General features: G+C 44.0%; 25 protein-coding genes. 4 read left to right on the forward strand and 21 right to left on the reverse strand.

Annotation, left to right across the window (positions count from 1 at the left end):
• From AC0J2F_RS08685 to AC0J2F_RS08695, 3 genes are read right to left on the reverse strand one after another with little or no spacing between them, the layout of a single operon-like run.
• Window positions 1–2460, reverse strand: coding sequence for a ligase-associated DNA damage response DEXH box helicase (locus AC0J2F_RS08685; RefSeq protein WP_473007307.1), 2460 nt, complete (start codon window positions 2458–2460; stop codon window positions 1–3).
• Complete coding sequence (locus AC0J2F_RS08690; protein ID WP_473007308.1) at window positions 2457–4043, reverse strand: ATP-dependent DNA ligase; 1587 nt, start codon at window positions 4041–4043, stop codon at window positions 2457–2459. Before AC0J2F_RS08690 ends, AC0J2F_RS08685 begins: the two co-directional genes overlap by 4 nt.
• Window positions 4044–4047: 4 nt before the next feature.
• Window positions 4048–5055 (reverse strand): ligase-associated DNA damage response exonuclease, encoded by a 1008-nt coding sequence (locus tag AC0J2F_RS08695; protein WP_473007309.1) that lies wholly within the window; start codon window positions 5053–5055, stop codon window positions 4048–4050.
• Window positions 5056–5135: 80 nt separating this feature from the next.
• On the opposite strand from AC0J2F_RS08695, the gene AC0J2F_RS08700 reads away from it, so the two are divergent.
• A complete protein-coding gene (locus AC0J2F_RS08700; protein WP_473007310.1) occupies window positions 5136–5612 on the forward strand; it encodes a TerB family tellurite resistance protein in 477 nt (158 codons plus the stop codon).
• A 53-nt stretch (window positions 5613–5665) separates the two neighbouring features.
• On the opposite strand, the gene AC0J2F_RS08705 is transcribed toward AC0J2F_RS08700, so the two are convergent.
• From AC0J2F_RS08705 to fbp, 3 genes are read right to left on the reverse strand one after another with little or no spacing between them, the layout of a single operon-like run.
• Window positions 5666–5938 (reverse strand): hypothetical protein, encoded by a 273-nt coding sequence (locus AC0J2F_RS08705; RefSeq protein ID WP_473007311.1) that lies wholly within the window; start codon window positions 5936–5938, stop codon window positions 5666–5668.
• 60 nt (window positions 5939–5998) lie between these two features.
• The gene (locus AC0J2F_RS08710; protein WP_473007312.1) at window positions 5999–6130 is read right to left on the reverse strand and encodes a hypothetical protein; all 132 of its coding nucleotides are present in this window, start codon (window positions 6128–6130) and stop codon (window positions 5999–6001) included.
• Window positions 6131–6168: 38 nt separating this feature from the next.
• Window positions 6169–7185, reverse strand: a complete 1017-nt coding sequence (gene fbp / locus AC0J2F_RS08715) for a class 1 fructose-bisphosphatase (RefSeq protein WP_374958637.1) — start codon at window positions 7183–7185, stop codon at window positions 6169–6171.
• 85 nt (window positions 7186–7270) lie between these two features.
• Here fbp and AC0J2F_RS08720 point away from each other — a divergent pair, with 85 nt between their 5' ends.
• Genes AC0J2F_RS08720 through AC0J2F_RS08730 form a run of 3 tightly spaced genes read left to right on the forward strand, consistent with a single transcriptional unit; the run spans window position 7271 to window position 10836 of the window.
• Window positions 7271–7750: a GNAT family N-acetyltransferase gene (locus tag AC0J2F_RS08720; RefSeq protein ID WP_374958636.1), complete on the forward strand. Its 480-nt coding sequence runs from the start codon at window positions 7271–7273 to the stop codon at window positions 7748–7750.
• Window positions 7737–8996 carry an aspartate kinase gene (locus tag AC0J2F_RS08725; RefSeq protein ID WP_473007313.1) on the forward strand — a complete coding sequence of 420 codons (1260 nt, stop codon included), beginning with the start codon at window positions 7737–7739 and terminating at the stop codon, window positions 8994–8996. Before AC0J2F_RS08720 ends, AC0J2F_RS08725 begins: the two co-directional genes overlap by 14 nt.
• A gap of 28 nt (window positions 8997–9024) precedes the next feature.
• Window positions 9025–10836: a GNAT family N-acyltransferase gene (locus AC0J2F_RS08730; RefSeq protein WP_473007314.1), complete on the forward strand. Its 1812-nt coding sequence runs from the start codon at window positions 9025–9027 to the stop codon at window positions 10834–10836.
• 4 nt (window positions 10837–10840) lie between these two features.
• On the opposite strand, the gene AC0J2F_RS08735 is transcribed toward AC0J2F_RS08730, so the two are convergent.
• The 15 genes from AC0J2F_RS08735 to AC0J2F_RS08805 form a co-directional block, all read right to left on the reverse strand.
• A complete protein-coding gene (locus tag AC0J2F_RS08735; protein WP_473007315.1) occupies window positions 10841–11800 on the reverse strand; it encodes an MBL fold metallo-hydrolase in 960 nt (319 codons plus the stop codon).
• Between the two features lie 21 nt (window positions 11801–11821).
• Window positions 11822–12238 carry an arsenate reductase ArsC gene (locus AC0J2F_RS08740; RefSeq protein ID WP_473007316.1) on the reverse strand — a complete coding sequence of 139 codons (417 nt, stop codon included), beginning with the start codon at window positions 12236–12238 and terminating at the stop codon, window positions 11822–11824.
• Window positions 12239–12375: 137 nt separating this feature from the next.
• Window positions 12376–12858, reverse strand: a complete 483-nt coding sequence (locus AC0J2F_RS08745; RefSeq protein WP_374958370.1) for a GNAT family N-acetyltransferase — start codon at window positions 12856–12858, stop codon at window positions 12376–12378.
• A 3-nt stretch (window positions 12859–12861) separates the two neighbouring features.
• Window positions 12862–13347: a DUF6428 family protein gene (locus AC0J2F_RS08750; protein ID WP_374960003.1), complete on the reverse strand. Its 486-nt coding sequence runs from the start codon at window positions 13345–13347 to the stop codon at window positions 12862–12864.
• A gap of 10 nt (window positions 13348–13357) precedes the next feature.
• Window positions 13358–13681, reverse strand: coding sequence for an ArsR/SmtB family transcription factor (locus tag AC0J2F_RS08755; protein ID WP_473007317.1), 324 nt, complete (start codon window positions 13679–13681; stop codon window positions 13358–13360).
• Window positions 13682–13761: 80 nt separating this feature from the next.
• A complete protein-coding gene (locus tag AC0J2F_RS08760; protein ID WP_473007318.1) occupies window positions 13762–14169 on the reverse strand; it encodes a TM2 domain-containing protein in 408 nt (135 codons plus the stop codon).
• Between the two features lie 32 nt (window positions 14170–14201).
• Entirely contained in the window at window positions 14202–14588 is a 387-nt protein-coding gene (locus AC0J2F_RS08765) for a VOC family protein (RefSeq protein ID WP_473007319.1), read from the reverse strand.
• Window position 14589: 1 nt separating this feature from the next.
• The gene (locus tag AC0J2F_RS08770) at window positions 14590–14997 is read right to left on the reverse strand and encodes a DUF4199 domain-containing protein (RefSeq protein ID WP_473007320.1); all 408 of its coding nucleotides are present in this window, start codon (window positions 14995–14997) and stop codon (window positions 14590–14592) included.
• Window positions 14998–15172: 175 nt separating this feature from the next.
• Entirely contained in the window at window positions 15173–15589 is a 417-nt protein-coding gene (locus AC0J2F_RS08775) for a response regulator transcription factor (protein ID WP_473007321.1), read from the reverse strand.
• 6 nt (window positions 15590–15595) lie between these two features.
• Complete coding sequence (locus AC0J2F_RS08780; protein WP_473007322.1) at window positions 15596–16537, reverse strand: 2-hydroxyacid dehydrogenase; 942 nt, start codon at window positions 16535–16537, stop codon at window positions 15596–15598.
• 3 nt (window positions 16538–16540) lie between these two features.
• Window positions 16541–16909 carry a cupin domain-containing protein gene (locus AC0J2F_RS08785; protein WP_473007323.1) on the reverse strand — a complete coding sequence of 123 codons (369 nt, stop codon included), beginning with the start codon at window positions 16907–16909 and terminating at the stop codon, window positions 16541–16543.
• Complete coding sequence (locus AC0J2F_RS08790) at window positions 16902–17303, reverse strand: acyl-CoA thioesterase (protein WP_473007324.1); 402 nt, start codon at window positions 17301–17303, stop codon at window positions 16902–16904. Before AC0J2F_RS08790 ends, AC0J2F_RS08785 begins: the two co-directional genes overlap by 8 nt.
• On the reverse strand, window positions 17300–18655 hold the full coding sequence (gene mgtE / locus AC0J2F_RS08795) for a magnesium transporter (RefSeq protein WP_473007325.1): 1356 nt from the start codon (window positions 18653–18655) through the stop codon (window positions 17300–17302). The genes AC0J2F_RS08790 and mgtE overlap by 4 nt, the downstream gene beginning before the upstream one ends.
• Complete coding sequence (gene rsmA / locus AC0J2F_RS08800) at window positions 18636–19427, reverse strand: 16S rRNA (adenine(1518)-N(6)/adenine(1519)-N(6))-dimethyltransferase RsmA (protein WP_473007326.1); 792 nt, start codon at window positions 19425–19427, stop codon at window positions 18636–18638. Before rsmA ends, mgtE begins: the two co-directional genes overlap by 20 nt.
• Complete coding sequence (locus tag AC0J2F_RS08805) at window positions 19427–19735, reverse strand: DUF4286 family protein (RefSeq protein ID WP_473007327.1); 309 nt, start codon at window positions 19733–19735, stop codon at window positions 19427–19429. The genes rsmA and AC0J2F_RS08805 overlap by 1 nt, the downstream gene beginning before the upstream one ends.
• Window position 19736 lies beyond the last annotated feature (1 nt).

The raw sequence follows: 19736 nt of genomic DNA on the forward strand, positions 1-19736 counted from the left end.
TTAGGCTTCATATTGCACGCGCATGCGTTTTATTCTATCACTTAGTTTTTCTGAACTCATCTTTTCGCGTAAACGATCGGTTATGATCGGGAAACTGAACGGCGTTGGTTTTTCGCAGGGGCGCCACACCCAATCCTGCTTGCAAATTCGTTCTAAAGCGATGCGCAATCTGCCTTCTTCCAATTCGTGTTCAAAGGTTTCTCTATAGGCTTGCTGCAAAAGTAAATTATCGGGTTCAAAATCCTTAAAGACCTTAAATAGTAAGCGTGAATTGCTTTGCAAATGTTTTGTCTTAACTGTTTTGTTGGGATAACCCTGAAACACTAAACCACTGATCACGGCTATGTCTCTAAACTTTCGACTCGCCATTTCTGTGGCGTTGATACTTTTCTCCAGGTCTTGCAGTAGATACTCCGGAGTGAATAGGTCATTGTCAAATATGAGTTGTACATCCCAAACCTGATCAGACAGCAATTCAAAACCGTAGTCGTTATAAGCCAACGAGAAGCTGATAGGAATGAGTAGACTTAGTCTATAGGCCAAAATATGACTCAAGGCCTCGTGTACAAAGCGCCCCTCAAAAGGGTAGAACACCACATGGAAACCTTCTCGGGTTTCAAAGGATTCTATAAGGAACTCATAAGATGCAGGCACTATGGATTCTTGTAATTGCCGTTCAAAAATATGACTTAGTGCGCGTAACTCACGCGTCTGTGATTTGTATGCGCTGCTGCTTTGTAATTCTTCTCTGAGTAGCTGACTCATTTGGGAGGAAAGCGGCAAACGGCCGCCCATAAAACTCACCACATTACTGCTGCGCTTTTTAGATTTTCTGACCTGAGCGGTCATGTTCCTCAAGCGGACCAATTCTAGGGTTCGTCCGGCAAAAACAAAGGTATCTCCAGGTTTCATTTTACCCAAGAACCATTCTTCTACAGTTCCAATAAAACCACCACTCACGTATTTGACCAGCAGCATAGCATCACTAACAATAGTGCCTATAGAAAGCCGATGCATCATGGCTATTCGTCTATCGGTAACCTTGAAAAGCCCATCTTCTTGGACAATCACCTTGCGGTATTCGTTATAGGATTCTAAACTTTGACTGCCTTTGGTAATAAAATTCAAACACCATTGCCATTGCTCTTCGGTTAAGCCTTGAAAACAAAAGGTGCGCTGTATTTCTGGGAAGATCTCCTCGGGTTTAAAACCGTCACTTACGGCTAAGGTCACTAAATATTGGATCAGCACATCAAAGCAGAGTAAAAAGGGTGTGCGGTCTTCCATTACGGATTCTGTTACGGCCCGTTTTAAAGCAGAAGCTTCCACTAATTCTAATGCGTGTGTAGGTAAAAAATAGATCAGACTCGGTTCTCCCGGACGGTGATTAGAACGTCCTGCACGTTGCAGGAATTTTGCAACGCCTTTGGGGCCACCAATTTGAATAATGGTCTCTACTGGAGCAAAATCGACCCCGAGGTCTAAACTCGAAGTTGCCACCACAGCCTTGAGCGATTCGTTGCGAATGGCTTGTTCTACCCACAGCCGTGTTTCTTTATTGATACTCCCGTGATGCATGGCGAGTTCGCCGGCCAGTTCCGGGTGCTTTTCTAAGATCTTCTGAAACCAGATCTCACATTGTCCGCGCGTATTTGTAAAAATGATGGTTGTCTTGCTGGATTCAATAATGGGAATGATCTCCTCTAACAAGTGCAACCCCAAATGTCCACGCCAAGGGAAGGTCTCCATTTTCTTTGGAATGATGGATTTTACTTTAACCTTGGGTTTGCGTTTGGCTTTAATTAGCACTCGGGGTTTTTCTTGCTCGGTGGAATCGCTCATTAAAACATCCATAGCTTGGTCCAAGTTACCAATGGTTGCAGAGATGCCCCAAATGCGCAGCTTTGGACAAATCGTCTTGAGTCGAGATAAAGCTAACTCCATTTGCACGCCGCGTTTAGAACCAAGGAGTTCGTGCCATTCGTCAACCACTACAGCCTCTAGGGTTTTAAAGAGTTTGGGATAGTCCTTACTGGCTAAGAGTAGCATTAAGCTTTCTGGAGTTGTGATAAGCAGGTCTGGCATTGAACGCTTTTGTTTGGCGCGTTCTGCTTGGGTGGTGTCTCCTGTTCTAATACCAACGGTTAGTCCCGTTTCTAGCTCGTCTGCCATGCGCTGTGCGGCCTGTTGTATCTCTACGGATAGAGCGCGAAGCGGAGTGATCCAAAGGGCTTTGATCCCTTTTTTATGTTTGGTTTTATACTGCGGATTTGATTTGATATACGACAAGACGATAGGTGTCCAAAGTGCGTAGGTCTTACCGCTGCCCGTAGGGGCATTTAGCAAGCCGTGCTTCCCCTGCAAGTAAGCATTCCAAGTTTGTTTTTGAAAGGGGAACGGACTCCAACTGCGGCTCTCAAACCAGCCTTGGGCGATATTTAAAAGCTCTTCGCGTTTCATTTTGGGATGAGTGCTTTTAGATCTTCTAAACTGTTGGCCTGATCGGCGTTTTTGTCCTTACGCCAGCGGTGTATTCTAGGAAAGCGCGTGGAAATACCACTTTTATGGCGCTTGCTTGTAGCTATGCCTTCAAAAGCAATTTCAAAGACATGCTCTGGCTTTACAGAGCGAACAGGCCCAAAACGTTCTAGTGTATTCTTTTTTATCCAGCTGTCTACCTCTTTAAGTTCTGCATCTGTGAGGCCGCTATAGGCTTTTGCAAATGTTACCAAAGCACCTTCGTGCCAGAGCGCAAACGTGTAATCGGTAAATAGGTTGGCGCGCCTTCCGTGGCCACGCATGGCGTAGGTTAGCACCGCATCTATGGTAAAGGGATCGACCTTCCATTTGAACCATTCTCCACGTTTTCTGCCCACGCCATAATGCGAATCCTTGCGCTTGATCATAAGGCCTTCGCTGCGTTTTTCTCTGGAGCGCTCTCGCTCCGCAGCGGCCTCTTTCCAAGTCGCAAAGGTCATAGTGTTGCTGAGATAAAGTGGAGTGTTCTTGCCTTTGGTTTTGACCAGCTTGTCTAAGAGTTCCCGACGCTTTTCAAAAGGAGTATCTCGTAAGTCCTTGCCATTCCATTCTAAAAGGTCATAAGCAATGAGTATCACCGGATGTGTCTCTAAGAGTTCTTTGCTGATGTTCTTGCGGCCAATTCGAGTTTGTAGCATGTTGAAATCCCCGATCTGCCCGTCGGGAAAACAAACTATCTCACCGTCCAGTACAGTGCCGTTGGGAATCCGTTCTCGCAGCGCATCAAATTCTGGATACTTGTCAGTGACCAGTTCTTCTCCTCTTGACCAGACAAAATGCGTATTGGCCCTAAATATAACTTGCGCCCGAATGCCATCCCATTTGTGTTCAAAGCTGTATTGAGAGATGTCGCCCAGTTCTTCTACTTGGCCCTCTACAGCATGCGCCAAAAAGAAAGGGTAGGGTCTTGAAACTGCTGCGGCCTCAGAAGGAGCTATGATCAATTCATCAAAACTGATGGTCTTGGGGTCCCAATTTCCCATAAGTTTAAAAGCGAGCTCATCGGTATCAATTCCTGTGGCTTGTCCAAGGGCTCGTGTCATTAGTTTTTGACTCACCCCAATTCTGAATCCACCGGTAATGATCTTGTTGTAGACAAAGCGCTCGTAGTAGTTGAACTGATCCCAGCGTTCTAAGATCGTTGCTTTTTTTATTGCTTCGGATTGATTCCCCAGCGCTGCGATCTCGTTGACCACCTCGGTCAAAGACATTACGGTACTGCCATTAGGATGCGGCAGGACTAAAGCAATGGTCTCTGCCAAATCACCTACAATATGATAGCTCTCTTCAAACAACCACAGGGGGATATTGGCCAGTTCAGTGGCCCAAGCTCTAAGTAATGTAGTGTTGACAGGACGTTTGGGGCGTCTATGAGAAAGCAGCGCGATTGTCCAAACCTTGTCACTGTCTTTTGCCTCCTTAAAATAGTTGGCCAAGGCAGCAACCTTTTGGTTGGTCTTATTGGTGCTGTCTAGCTCCTTAATGAGTTGGGCAAAGGCTTTCATACACTTAGGCAGTTTCCTGAGTTTCATCTATGGTCTCTGCTTCGTATGCCGTGGCTTCTGTCTTAGCGTCTAAGCCGAGTTCTTCGCGCAAGTATCTGGAAAAGATGTCTGTATAACCGTGGGTGGCGATCACTTGTTCGCAGCCGGTGGCTTTTACAGCTGTAAGCAATTCTTCCCAATCTGCGTGATCACTCAGCACAAAGCCTTTGTCTAAGGCACGTCTTCTGCGAGCACCTCTAAAGGTCATCCATCCGCTGGCGGCGGCTGTGGTCTGTGGTCCTATCTTTCTTATCCAAGCTGCGTTTTGTACTCCCGGAGGTGCCACAATGAGCGAACCTTTCAATGCTGCCTTATCCATAGCAGTTTCAAGCAATGTAAATTCCGGCAGATCAAAATCCGCAGCCATGGCTTTGTTGAGGTCGTAAATGGTTTTATGTGCGTAGATCTGTCCTATGTCTGGGTTGACATTCTTTAGGAGCCGCTGGGCTTTGCCCAAACTGTATCCGAAGAGCAAAGAGGTCACGCCATTGGCCTTGTTCTGCGCCCACCAATTGTCGATCTCGTTAAACACTTCTTGTTGTGGCTCCCAAGAAAATGCTGGGAGTCCAAAGGTGCATTCACTGATGAAGGTATGGCATTTTATAGGTTCGAAGGGAGTGCTAAGACCGTCATCTTGTAATTTGTAGTCGCCCGTAAATACCCAAACTTCTCCTTGGTATTCTACACGGACTTGAGCAGACCCCGGAATATGACCGGCTGGATGCAAACTGAATTTTACCCCATTGACCAAAAGCGTCTCGTTCCATTCTAATCCTTTGACCTGCAATTTACCAAGTCGGTGTTTGATTATAGGAATGTTGGTCTTGTGCGTAATGTACTGCCCGTGTCCGTAGCGCGCATGGTCTGAATGCCCGTGAGTTACGATACATTTAGGCACCTTTCGCCAAGCGTCGAGATATACATCTGCCTGCGGACAATAAATGCCGTTCTTATTAAATACCAATAGGGACATGGGAGTTTTTTTGCTCCCTATAAAAATACGACAATTCCGAGTGGCTGCTTGCTTGCATTTTTAGCAAAATTGAACTCCATTTGAGTGTAAGAAATGAGAAGATACTGCTATATTTGCAGCAATTAAGTAAAGCTATGTCGTTTAAGAATCTTTTTCAGAGTTACGAGCACTCTAGAAACCTGAGCCATTTCGCGTCTTTAGTAAGAATGGCTGCAGTAGATAATGAGCTCAACGAGCAAGAAATTAGCAGATTGGATCGTTTTGCCAACAAATTGGGAATTGACGAATCCGAAGTGAAAGCTATCCTTAAAGATCCGTCAACTTACACTATAAACCCACCAAACTCTCATGAGGTGCGTTTACAGCTTTTACACGACATGTTCAATATCATCTTTGCAGATCATCAGATCGACGCAGGTGAACACCAACTTCTAGTGCGTTATGCAATTGGTCTAGGCTTTAGTGAGGCCCAAGCCGAGAAGTATATCAAAAGATCTATCCAAATCTACACTGGGGGTCTAGACTTCGAAGATTACCAATACTTGTTAGAGAAGTAAGAGGTTACTTTTCTCTTGATTTAAATGCTTCCTTAATAGCTTTAACGAGCTCTTTAGGCTGATACGGTTTGGTCAATAAAGCCGAAATACCGAGCGCTTCTGCCTCTTGTTGGTATTCTGGTCCGGCCATGGCCGTTAATACAACGACAGGTTGTTTTTTGGTCTTGCGTTCGGCGTAGTTTTTCTCCCAATTTGATCAAGAGATCTCCTAGCTCTTCTTTATTGACCTTAGCTTTATCTACACCATCAGTCTTATCGTTGAGGGCGTCCTCTAGATCCGTGATTCTAATGTTGATGTCCGTGGTCATAGAATCGATAGACTGCATAAGTTCATTGCGGACCTGGTCTATATAGTCCTCCAGTTCCTTCTTGCGGTCTTGGATCTCTTATTTCAGCGTGTGAAATTCGCTGTCGTATTGCTCAATATTCTCACCAAAAATGAGCTGTTTGATCGCCTCTATCTTTGAGCCAGAATCCATAGCCTCGTCTTGAGGTTTTGCGTTCTTTTGTTTAGCCAAATGCTTAGGATGAAAAGTAAAAGTACTAAAATTCGCTATTATTGGGGATCTGCGGCCTTTTTCATACAGTATTCTGCTTTTTCTACCATGGAGGTGCTACCGCAGAAAAAGGGCACGCGTTGGTGTAATTCTGTAGGTTCTATATCGAGGATTCTTCTAAAGCCATCGCTGGCCTTGCCACCAGCCTGCTCTGCTAAAAATGCCATGGGGTTGCATTCGTACAGCAGGCGTAATTTTCCGTCGGGATTCTTTGCTGTGCTAGGGTACATATATATACCGCCTTTGATCATGTTTCTGTGAAAATCAGATACTAAAGAGCCGATGTATCGCGAAGTGTATGGGCGGTCGCCTTCTTCCATCTGGCAATATTTTATATAGTCTTTAACGCCCTGTGGAAAATGCACATAATTCCCCTCGTTAACCGAGTAGATATTCCCCTCTTTTGGGAACTGCATGTTAGGATGCGATAGGTAATAGGTTCCAATGGCCGGATTCAAAGTAAACCCATTCACTCCGTGTCCGGTGGAATATACGATCATAGTAGAGGTTCCGTAAATGATATATCCAGCTGCTACTTGTTTGCTTCCAGCCTGAAGAAAATCTTCTTGGGTCACTGGAGTTCCAACTGGAGTTACACGTCTGTAAATAGAAAAGATAGTACCCACAGAAACATTTACATCGATATTAGAAGATCCGTCCAACGGATCTATAAGCACTACGTATTTGTGTTGGTTGTTTGGATTACCGTCTTTAATGGCGATAAAATCATCTTCTTCTTCGCTAGCAATCCCGCAAACAATCTCTCGATTGGTCAGGGTTTTTATAAAGGCCTCGTTAGCAAACACGTCGAGTTTTTGCTGATCCTCTCCCTGAACATTCATGTCTCCTGCGGCGCCCAAAATGTCTACAAGACCTGCTTTGTTTACCTCGTGATTCACCACTTTAGCGGCCAATCTTATGGAATTGATGAGTCTGGAAAGTTCACCGGAAGAGTATTTGAATTCACTCTGATTTTCAATGATAAATTCGCCCAGTGTTTGGTTTCTGATAGCCATGTAGGTAGTTGATGAGAATTTGAGGCAAATATCGTTAAAATTCACAAATAGCCCCGATATTTGTGGTATTACAAAAAGCTAGACTATGATCCGCGAAGCGCGCAAAGAAGATGCCGGCGCCCTGTTGGCATTGATTAAGGAATTGGCTGTTTTTGAAAAGGAGCCCGATGCCGTTTTGATAGACGAGCAAACCTTGGTAAGGGAAGGCTTTGGCGAGCGACCTTTATTCAAGTGTTTTGTTGCCGAGGTGGATCAGCAAGTAGTGGGCATGGCATTGGTCTATTTTAGATTTTCCACTTGGAATGGTCGTGGATTGTATTTAGAAGATCTGATCGTTACCGAATCCATGCGCGGTAAAGGCTTAGGAAAAGCTTTGTTAGACCGAGTGATCCAGTTCGGGAAACAAGAAGATGTGGGTCGCATTGATTGGGTGGTCCTAGACTGGAATCGATCAGCAATAAAACTATATGAATCTATTGGTGCCAACCTATTGAAAGATTGGTACATAGCGCAAATGGACCGCAAGGCCATTGCAAATTATATTGAGAATCATGCGAATATTTAAATTCGGAGGCGCTTCTGTAAAAGATGCGACCGGAGTACAGAACTTAAAGAGAGTCTTAGAATATACGGGCAGTGAAGAACTAGTTGTCGTGGTTTCTGCTATGGGTAAAACAACCAACGCTTTAGAAGCTGTTGTTACTGCATATTTTAAAAAGGATGGCTCTGTTAAGGAAGCTATTGCCCAATCTAGAAGTTATCACGAGTCTATCCTGCAAGAGTTGTTTCCGAATAAAAACCACCCCATCCACAAACAGATTGGTGATTTCTTTGTTGACATGGACGATTTTTTGAGCCATAACCGATCGGAAACCCATGCTTTTGTGTATGATCAGGTGGTGAGTTTTGGGGAGTTGATATCTACTACTATCGTGGCAGCCTATCTCAATGAAAACGGGCATCCCAATACTTGGTTAGATGTACGCAGTTGTATAAAAACAGACAGTAATTATCGCGATCCACGTGTAGATTGGCAACTCACTCAGGAGTTGATCAAAAAAGCGGTGGACCGCAAAGGGCTAACCATTGCTCAAGGGTTTTTAGGCTCCGAAGTAAACAACAACTTTACCACAACCTTAGGGCGCGAGGGTTCTGACTATACTGCCGCCATCTTTGGATATTGCTTGGATGCAGAAAGCGTTACCATTTGGAAGGATGTGCCTGGGGTACTCAACGCAGATCCGCGCCATTTTACGAAGACGCAATTGTTGAATCACATTTCGTACAGAGAGGCGATAGAACTTGCATTTTACGGAGCTTCGGTAATTCACCCTAAAACATTACAACCCTTACAGCGCAAGGAGATTCCGCTATATGTGCGCTCTTTCATAAAACCCGAAGACCCTGGTACCTGTGTGACCAAGGGACAAGCCTTAGACCCAATGGTGTCTTGTTTTATCTTAAAGCAAGACCAAGTATTGATCTCGTTGTCTTCTCTGGATTTCTCTTTTATGATGGAGGATCATATTGGCGAGGTTTTTAAACTATTGCATCAGTATAAAATGAAGGTGGAGCTAATCCAGAATTCTGCTATCAGTTTCTCTGTGGTTGTTGACAACAAATTCAAAAAACTACCTGATTTGTTGGCCCATTTGCGCCAGCACTTCAGTGTAACACATTACGAAGGTGTGACTCTTTATACTGTCCGCCACGCTAAACCGGAGGAAATCAAGGCTTTAGTTAAAGGTCAAAAGGTGCTCTTAAAGCAAGAAGCGCAGGAAACCGTTCAAGTGGTCATTGGGCAAAGTTAGATTCCCTATATTTGGGGGCAGTACTGCCATGGGATTAGTTAACGCAAAAGAAGTAGCCTCTGCCGTGGGGCTCAAAAAATTCGGTTTTTTAGGAACTTTTATGGGGTGGACCCTAATGAAGATCCTCAAGATCGATACGCTTAACAAGATCTACAACAAGCACAAACATCTCAATGATCTGGAATTCGTAAGCTCTTTATTGGACGAGTTCGAGATCAAATTCGAAATCCCTGAAGAAGACCTCAAGCGAATTCCCAAAAACGGACCTTTCATTACTATTTCTAACCACCCTCTAGGTGGAATTGATGGGATATTACTTCTCAAGCTGCTTTTAGAGATCCGCCCGGATTTTAAGATAATCGCTAACTTTTTGTTGCACCGCATAGAACCACTGAAACCCTATGTGATGCCAGTGAATCCTTTTGAAGACAGGAAGGATGTGAAATCTAGTGTCACCGGATTTAAAAATGCGATCGGGCATTTGCGTGATGGCCATGCTTTGGGAATTTTCCCAGCTGGAGAAGTTTCTACTTATAAGGACGACAAGCTTATGGTTGACAAGCCTTGGGAAGTAGCCGCTATGAAGCTCATCCAAAAAGCAGAGGTGCCCGTGGTGCCAATCTATTTCCACGCCAAGAACAGTAAGCTCTTCTATCGTTTGGCCAAAATGAGCGACACTTTGCGTACGGCTAAACTACCGTCCGAATTGCTGACCCAAAAAGAACGTCTGATCAAAGTGCGTATTGGAAATCCGATCTCAGTAAAAGATCAGCAGGAACACGAAAGTTTGAAGAACTTTACGGAGTTCCTCCGCAGAAAAACATATGTATTGGCAAATCCTTTTCAGAAGAAAACGCTAATAGAAAGTATTCCAAAAACCTTAAAAATTCCAAAGCCACCTAAAAAGATCGCTGGCCCGGCCTCTACAGAAGCTATGGCCAAAGAGGTCGCTCGGCTCACGGCAGACGATAAGCGCTTGTTGCAGAGTAAGAATTATGAGGTGTTTTTAGCGCAGGCGGAGAGTATTCCTAACATTTTACAAGAGATAGGGCGCCTCAGAGAGATCACTTTTAGAGAGATCGGGGAGGGGACCAACAACTCTACGGACTTGGATAAGTTTGACAGCTATTACCACCATATGTTCTTGTGGGACAACGATCAGCAAAAGCTCGTCGGCGCCTATCGGATGGGCTTGGGTTCTAAGATTTTTGCAGAATTCGGGATAGACGGCTTCTACTTGCAAGACCTCTTCCGTTTTGAACCAGAACTCTACTCCATGATGAGCAAATCCATAGAAATGGGGCGAGCTTTCATCATAAAGGAATACCAGCAAAAGCCGATGCCACTGTTTTTGCTGTGGAAAGGGATAGTGCATACCACATTGCGTTTCCCGGAGCATCGTTATTTGATCGGCGGGGTTAGCATTAGCAATAAATTCTCTGATTTCTCTAAGTCGCTCATGATTGAGTTTATGAAATCGAACTATTACGACCCTTATGTGGCTCAGTATATCAATCCTAAAAAGGAATACAAGGTCAAGCTCAAAGATGCTGATAAGGACTTTATCTTCGATGAGACCGAAGCCGATCTGAACAAATTCGACAAGCTCATCGACGAGGTAGAACCTGGAAGTTTGCGATTGCCGGTACTCATTAAAAAGTACATTAAGCAGAACGCCAAAGTGGTTGCCTTTAATGTTGATCCGCTCTTTAATAATGCCGTAGACGGGCTCATGTATATTCGAATCGCCGATCTGCCAGAAAGTACAGTAAAACCTGTTATGGAAGAGTTTCAGGCCGAACTGGAAAAGAAATACGGCCAGCGGTCAGAAGAAGAATAAGCTGCTATAGCGGAAAAACTGCCAGAGGCTCTGCAATGTTATACCCTTTGTTCTTTACAGTTTTAAATGCTTCGGATTCTTTCTGGAGCAGGGGATTGGTATGGTTAAAGTGAATAAAATAGACCTTGGCTCGCGTGGCCTGATCTAAAGCATCAAACAAGGCCATACTTTCCTGTACAGAGGGATGCGGAATCTGGCTCATATCCCGACCACCCAATTCATCACCGCTAAAAAAGGTCGCATCTAAAAAAGCGTAATCTACCCGCTTAATCCAATCGACTATCGATTGTTCCCACAAATGCCATTTGTCTATATCTGGGATGAATAAAGCAGATTTATTGGCCCCCTCAATGAAATAACCAACAGTTTCGGAATACTCATCTCTGTGGGGTACTTGCAGGGCGCTAACCCTAAGCGCCGAAGTCAATACAACTGCCGCGCTGTCAAGAGCCTTAAGTTGGACATTGTTGTTTTCTATCAAAGCACTCCAAGGAGCATTAGTTTTTAAAAAGTCCTGCATACGAGGCATGGTATACAAGGGGACATTTTTGGTGGAGGCAGCTTCTTTTCCTAGGTTGAGTAGACCTGCGTAATGACCCATATGAGCGTGAGTTAAAAATATTCCCTCAGGAGTTGCCGGGCTGCCTGCATTGGCCTTTTGCAACCAGGCCAGCTGTTTGCTTATATCTGGAGTTGCTTCAAATAGGTAGTTAGTTTGTGACTTCGGATCTATTAAACCAAGACTAACCACAGCATCCAAAGGGTTTGGATTAGTTATTTTTTGTGCACAGCAAGATTTTTCACAACCCAATTGCGGCGCGCCGGCGTCTTGCAGGTTACCCAAGATCATGATGGCGGCTTGGTCCACAGGGGGAATCTCTATGCTATCTGTTGGGGCAGTGTTCTCGGCTTGCTTACATCCGTAGAGAAACAAACAAAAAGAAAGGAAATAAAAAAACTTCATGCCTCAAGATAAGGCATAGTTTTAAAAGTGATCTGCAGCAAAGGCCGAGACGTAATCGCGGATCTCATCGCGAGCCTTGTCAAATGCTGCCATGGTGTCTTCTTCTGAGCCTTCAAATTTAGAAGGGTCGTAAAAATTGTGATGCAACCTTTTGGCATTTGGCGCTGCAATAAAAGGGCAATTCTCGTAGGCGTGGTCGCAAACGGTAATGATATAATCCCAGTTGATGCCCTGATATTCGTCAACGTGATTGGAGGTGTGATTGCTGATATCTATTCCTGCGCGCCCCATGGTGGCCACTGCACCAGGGTTGAGCCCATGAGTTTCTATGCCCGCGCTGTAAACCTGTGCCTTATCTGCCAGAGTTGTATTTAAAAAGCCATGAGCCATTTGCGATCTGCAACTATTGCCCGTACATAAAACCAGGATATTTTTCATCTATGTAAATAATTTTTATTATTCAGATAATCAGGCAAATAAAAATTATTTGCACAGATCAACCGCTTCGCTTTCGCACAAAAAATTTAATGGTTAAGCAGTATAATACAAATTAAATTTGTTTGTGCTCATTTCATCTATTTTAGATCGTTTCGGTGTTCTAATAAAATATTGTCGTGCCATTTACCGTCTCGCTGAGCGATTCTTTCTCTCACACCCACTTGACGGAATCCGCATTGTTCATGCAAATATATACTGTGTTTGTTCTGAGCGAAAATACTAGCCTGAAGCGTCCAGAAACCAGCATTCTTACTTGCGATGACCAAGTGCTCCAGCAGTTTTCTACCCACACCTTTACTGCGAGAGTTCGCAGCGATGTAAATGGTACTTTCTGCTACGCCGCGATACACTTCTCGGCTAGAGGCAGGGCTCAAGGCGCACCAGCCAATTACCTCGCCATCTATAATGGCTACAAAGCGACAGGTTTTAAGGAACTTCTTTTTGAATTTCTTCCAATCGGGCACCTTGGTTTCAAAAGTGGCAATACCCGTATCCAGACCGTCTTGGTAGATACGGGCTACTTCTTTGTAGTGTTTTTTCTTAAGTGCGCGAATTTCCATAACCTAACAACATCCACTCCCGGGACTGCAACTAGCTGCAGACACTTCGGCGGGCTCTGGCACGCCACAAACATCTTTGGCTTTGCAATCTGTGGGTGCTACTGCTAATTTAAGAAGGAGTTGATTCTCCTTGATTTCGTAATCGTTAACAAATAGTTGCGCGGTGTGAAAAAGGGAGTTTCCGTATTCAAATCGCACAACAGCTTTGGTGTCGTAAGCTCGCATACTGCCCACTTTCTTAAGAATTCCGAGGGCTTTGTAAGCGCTCATGTATTCTGTTTTCCCCAATTCTTCTGGGCTTTCCCAAAGTTGGATCACAGTCTCGTTCCAGGCGTCGGCGCGCGCGCCGCAATCTACAGCGTCGATGACCACATGCTTAACCTCGGTTATGTGATAGTTGGCGCCAACCAATTGGCCAGGACTGTATTCAAAGAGTAGGGCGGCGTTTTTGTGCTGCTCTAGCAGTGTAAATAATTCTGATGTGTTCATATTTATGTTATTAACAGCATTTGGCTTCCGTAGCTTCAAAGAATTCTTGAAAAAGTTCTTTTAGCAAAGTAAGTCTTGCCTTGTTGATAGTGTAATACTGACTCTTACCCTCGAATCGACTTTTTAGTAAGCCTGATTTTTTGATCACCTGTAAATGTTGCGAGGTGGTGGGTTGAGACAGTCTGATCTTTTCCGCAATGTCTTTACACAAGCAGCCCTCACAGTCTCCAATATAATTAAGGATAGATATTCTTGCCGGATGCGAGATCACTTTGGCAAGGTCCGCTAGATGATTGGTCTTTACAGAATGTATATGTCTTTTAGATGTCCCCATAATGTTATATTGCAATATTACGATAATATATTATAAAAACAATGCCTTTGGTTGAAAAAGGCATTGAGATTAAAATTAGATTAGAACCAAGGGCGCTTGTTCTCCTGATAGGTGTGATAGAATTCTGCGTCGGATTTGGTAAGGTAGATAATACCTTCGACTAAAGTGATTACCCATATGGCCCAAGTCAATTGACCAAATGAAATTACTCCCAGCACTAAGGTTCCTATAAGCAGCATGAGTCCTTCTTTGTTGTATCCGAGTACAAATTTATGCAGCCCTATACCGCCAAATACAAGGGCAAGAATGCCAGCTAAGACACGCTTGTTGCTTTTGGACTCTTGTAATTCGTTCCAACTTTCTTTTATGTTCTTTGCAGCTTCTTCTGCGGCATCGCCTGCTTTAGAGGCAGCCTCCTTTGCCTTTTCTGCGGCATTTTCGAAACCGTCAAAGATGTCATCTGATTTTTTGTTTTCGGATTCGCCCATAATAGTGGTTGCTTTATCTAAAATTAGCAATTTTAAAGAAAAGCACTATCTACAGGTTCCCAAAGTTCAATCTTGTTTCCTTCATTGTCTAAGATCCAGCCAAACTTACCGTAATCGTAAGTTTCCATTTCACCCACTACAGTAACGCCTTCCTCTTTTAGGGTCTTTAAAAGATTTTCCAGATCCGCAACACGGAAATTCATCATAAACTGTTTTTCACTGGGTTTAAAATATTGGGTGTCTTCTTTAAAAGGGCTCCACTGCGTACTGCAGTCGTTACCATCTTTGTCTTTCCACCAAAAGGTACAGCCGTAGTCGTCGGTGTTTAAACCTAGGTGTTCGCGATACCATTGTTTAACAGCTTGTGGATCTTTGGTCTTAAAAAAGAATCCACCAAGGCCAGTTACTCGTTCTTCCATTTTAAGCTTTTCTTTTTAAGATTAATGCAGAGATCAGAGTAATGATCGCGCCTACAAACATGGCAATAAAGAACATCAGAACTCCGAGCATCGGCGTGCTCCATACCTCGGCTTCTACACCTTGGGCTTGCATTTCCTTGGCGTAGTTTGCAGCCCAATCCGGATCAATGATACCGGTATAGATCATATCCGCGACAGCTATTCCTAAAGATCCCATAGCGCTAATTCCCAAGCCTACCAAGACTGCGTTTCCAAAGCTCACACTGCCATCATTGACACGGTCGCGATACGCTTTGATTCCAAAATAGACCATAGATAATGCTATAATGATACCTGCGTATCCTAAAATTTCGCTGTTACCTATTTCGAATTGTAGGGAAAGCAATAAGCTGATTCCAAAAAGGATCAAAGGCAATTAGCGATCTGATTCCGTACTTAATAATTGTTGATTTCATGTTAGTTGATTTAAATTTTTGAACCATAACGCATTTCCGAAGAAAAGCATGATCCAAAACTAGTGAGCCGGCTTCAACTACGGCTCATACTAAAGTACCAAATTCGATTTTGATGGTATTGTAAGACTCCTACTTTGGTAGGATGCATAGCTGCTGAGCCCTTGTGAGTGCTTCTGTTCTGCGTTTTGCATCGAGTTTAACCAGTAAGTTGGAAACATGGGTTTTTACAGTACTTTCTGAGACAAATAGGCGTTGACCAATCTCTTTATTCGACAATCCATCGGACAAAGCTTCCAAAACTTCTAACTCTCTTTTGCTGATTCCCAACTCCTCGATCTTCTCCAGATCTTGCTGCCAAGGTTCCACTTTAGGCTTTGGACTTGAATAACGAGACACCCAAATGCCGACTCCGAGAAAGACCAAAGCGAGCACAGCGAGTATCCATTCTGCTTTATAATCGCTATTCATCCAAAGTAATTTACTGGTTTGAAAGAGCAGCATCAGTAAGATCACTATGGCACCAAAAACAAGGATAATGCGCTTCATCTTAACTTAGACTGGAAATTCGTTCAATATCTTATCGACTATGGTTTGGGCTAATTTTTCTAAACTTTCTACCGTCCAACCTGCTATGTGGGGACTCAAGATCACTTGATTCAATTGCAAGAGTTCTGCCAATGCTGCAGGCATACTATCGGCTTCGAACAAAGATTCAAATGAACTCTTTTCGTATTCCAATACGTCTAAACCAGCGCCGAGAATTCTGCCGTTCTTTAAGGCCTCGACCAGATCTGCTGTCACTACCGACTTACCTCGCGCTGTATTGATCAGAAAAAAGGGTTTGGCAAAAGCGTTGATGAAATCTGAATTGACCATCTTATTGGTTAGCGGTGTCCATGGCGTGTGCAGACTCAGCACATCTACTTCTTGTTGCAAGGTTTTTAGATCCACCTGCTGGGCATTGGCATCGCCCACATTGGGCAGAATATCATAACACAAAACCCGACAGTCGAACCCGCGAAGCTTTCTCGCAAAAGCTTTGCCCATATTGCCATATCCTATAATGCCAACAGTGCGGTAATCCAGTTCTAGCCCGCGATTGGCCTCTCTATTCCATTGCCCTTGTTTTATCTGCTGATGCGCAGCAAAGAGCTTGTTTAAAAGCGCTAACAGCATCCCTAGGGCATGCTCACCTACAGCATTGCGGTTGCCTTCTGGTGCCGAAAAGAGTTTAATACTTCTAGCCTGTGCATAATCAAGATCTATACTCTCCATACCCGCGCCAACACGAGCTACAAACTTTAATTGTTTAGCGGCTTGAAGGAACTCGCGATCTACAGTGATACGACTGCGTAGCACCACGCCATCAAACTGCTCTATAACCGCTAGTGTCTTTTCTCTGTCGTAATTGAAACCTTCGACATTCTTGTGGCCTGCCGCATTTAGCTGGGCTATTAGCAAAGGATGATTCTTGTCTAGATGAAGAATTTTCAAAGCTTAGATCTTAGGGTAAGAGGTTTGAGTCTTTTCGTGAACGACCTCCCCGGTGTGTTTAGTACTTAGTTTTTCAAACAGTAGTAGTTGAACTTCTTGTCCGTCTATGGTCTTGGGGCAGTGTTCTACGCCTTTAGGTACTACAATGATCTCGCCTTCTTGGACAGTTTCTACTCGGTCTCTAAAGTGCATTTGCAGGGTACCTTTTTGCACGTAGAATAATTCGTCTTCGTCTTGGTGCGCATGCCAGACAAATTCTCCACTTATCTTGGCCAAAAGCACTTGCATATCATCTACAATGGTAATTTGATGCGGATGCCAATGATCGCTGAATTTATCGAGCTTTTCTTTTATATTGATAGGCTTACTCATCCACAAACAAATTACAAATTTCCTCTGGAATAGCTGTAGGTTTCTTGCTGTCTGCTCTGAGTAAGCACCACAAGGTTTTCGCTTGCACCAATAATTTTCCGCTCTTCTTGTTATAGATCTCGTACTGTCTTTCTGATCGAACACCAGCATTACTAGAAACCCAAGTCTTTAAACACAATTGATCTCCAAGAACTGCCTGCGCTTTATACTGGATCTCGTGTTTGAGGACGAACCAAACGTATTGATTCAGCAATTGGTTAGTGGCATTGCGCGACCAGTGCTTTTCTGCAGCCTCTAAACACCATTCGAGATAAACGAGATTATTCACGTGATTTTGTGCATCTAAATGTTCTGATGCTACAGTTACCGTGAATTCAAAAACCTGGGGTTTCAAAACTGAAGGATAAGCTTGGAGAGATAAAAGAACAAAAAGATACCAAAGATGTCATTACTCGTGGTAATGAAAGGGCCTGTGGCTATTGCAGGGTCAATGCCGCGCTTGTCTAAAATGATCGGCACAAAGGTTCCAATAAGAGCCGCAATGATGATCACCGAAAGCATAGAAACGGCAATGGTTAGACTAAAGGCGGTAGAATAGCCCATAATTGCGCCAAAGACCATAACCAAGGCTCCTAAGGCAATACCGTTGATAAGGCTTAGGCCTACTTCTTTTAAAAGGCGACTCCACAAACTCCCTTTTACAATATCATTAGCCAAACCTTGTACGATGATCGCACTTGATTGTACTCCTACGTTACCGGCCATCGCCGCAATAAGTGGTGTAAAGAAGAACAAGGCTTTCACTTGTGGGTCTGCCATAAGGTCTTCAAAATCCTCTAAGATGAAAACTGAGGCCAATCCACCAAATAAGCCTAACACCAACCAAGGTAAACGGGCTTTGGTGAGTTCTAAAATAGAGTCGTCGGCTTCTACTTCTTGGGTAATACCTGCAGCCAACTGATAGTCTTTTTCAGCTTCCAGTTTTATAAAATCTACAATATCATCAATGGTAATTCTTCCTAGTAATTTGTGATCTTCATCGACCACTGGAATGGCTTCCAGATCGTATTTGTTCATAATACGCGCTACTTCTTCTCCCGTGCGATCTACAAAGACAAAATCTACTCTGGGAATATAAATATCGCTGATCTTGGCTTTTTCTGGAGCCGTCAACAGATCTTTTAAAGAAAGTCGTCCTATGAGTTTTTCGTTCTTGTCCACCACGTAAATGGAATGCACGCGGGTTACATTCTTGGCCTGTCTGCGCATTTCTCTAACACAGCCTGCTATGGTCCAGGTGTCTTTTACACGAACCAATTCCTTAGCCATAAGACCTCCGGCACTGTTCTCGTCATAAGAGAGTAGTTCGCGGATCTCTTGGGCGTGCTTCTCGTCTTTGATCTCGTCGATCACCTCATCTACAATGGCGTCGTCGAGTTCAGCGATTACGTCGGCAGCGTCATCGGTGTCCATCTCCTCAAGCTCCTCGGCGATCTCCTTTGGCGAGAGTTTGTCTAGTAAGTCTTCACGTAGATCCTCGTCCAACTCCATAAGGGCGTCAGAAGTAGTTTCTGAATCTAAGAGTCGCAGTAGGTAAGTAGCGTCTTCTAGATCTAAGGCGTCCAGAACCTCAGCGATATCCGCATAGTGGAAATCACTCATCAATTCAAGGAGTTGAGAATCTTGGGTTGCGGCTATGTACTCATGAACCTGGTCGATTAACTCATCAGAGATCTGAAAGGCCATCTTGCGCTATTTTTTGAGTGAGTTCGACAAATTCCAAAACTGACAGGCGTTCCGGACGAAGCTCAAAGATAGCATCTTCTTTCAATTTATCGGACAAATCAAAGGATTTTAAGCTGTTGCGAAGGGTTTTACGACGCTGGTTAAAGGCTGTTTTCACCACTTTGAAAAACAAGGTTTCGTCGCAGGCCAATTTGTAATCAGGTTTACGTCGCATGCGCAATACGCCGCTGTCTACCTTAGGTGGCGGATTGAATACGCCCGGTGGCACCGTAAAAAGATACTCGGTTTCGTAAAAAGCCTGAGCGAGCACGGAGAGAATACCGTAAGTCTTGTTCCCCGGGCCTTGACAAATTCTTTGGGCTACTTCTTTTTGGAACATACCCGAAAATTCGAGCACCTGATCGCGGTGCTCTAAGGCTTTAAATACGATCTGAGAAGAGATATTATATGGGAAGTTTCCAATAATGCCAATTTGGGCATCTCCAAAATAAGAAGCGAGTTCTGCCTTTAAAAAATCGGCCTCAACCACTTTGAGATTGCCTTGTAAGAAAGTGGCATTCAAGTATTCAATAGACTCCTTATCTACGTCCATCGCTGTGATGGGTTTTCCAGTCGCTACCAAGAACTCGGTCAGTACTCCTGTTCCAGGACCTATCTCTAAAGCCAGATCAAATCCATCGAAAGAGAGGGTCTCACTGATCTTTCTAGCAATGTTCTTGTCTACCAAGAAATGCTGGCCAAGATGCTTCTTAGGTCTAACTGGACCACTCATCAGTGTTCGCTTACTATTTCCAATTCAGTTCTAAAGGCCACAAATTTACCTTCAAAAGGTTTGCTTTGCGCCCGCATACGCTCCGCATCTTCTGAATAGTAACGCTTAAGAGTTTCCGCACTGTCTGTGGTGTATTGCACCGAGTAAGTGAAACCGCCCATTTCTTCTTCTACCAAAACGCGGGTCATAAGGGCTTTGGTGAATTTTCCAGTGGCGAGCATTTCCGGAATATGCTCTTCACGCATCCAGTGGAGCCATTGCTGCTGAATGGATTCGTCTATATTGATGGTAACGTTGTAGATGATCATA

The organism is Gilvibacter sp. CC01, assembly GCF_055755295.1.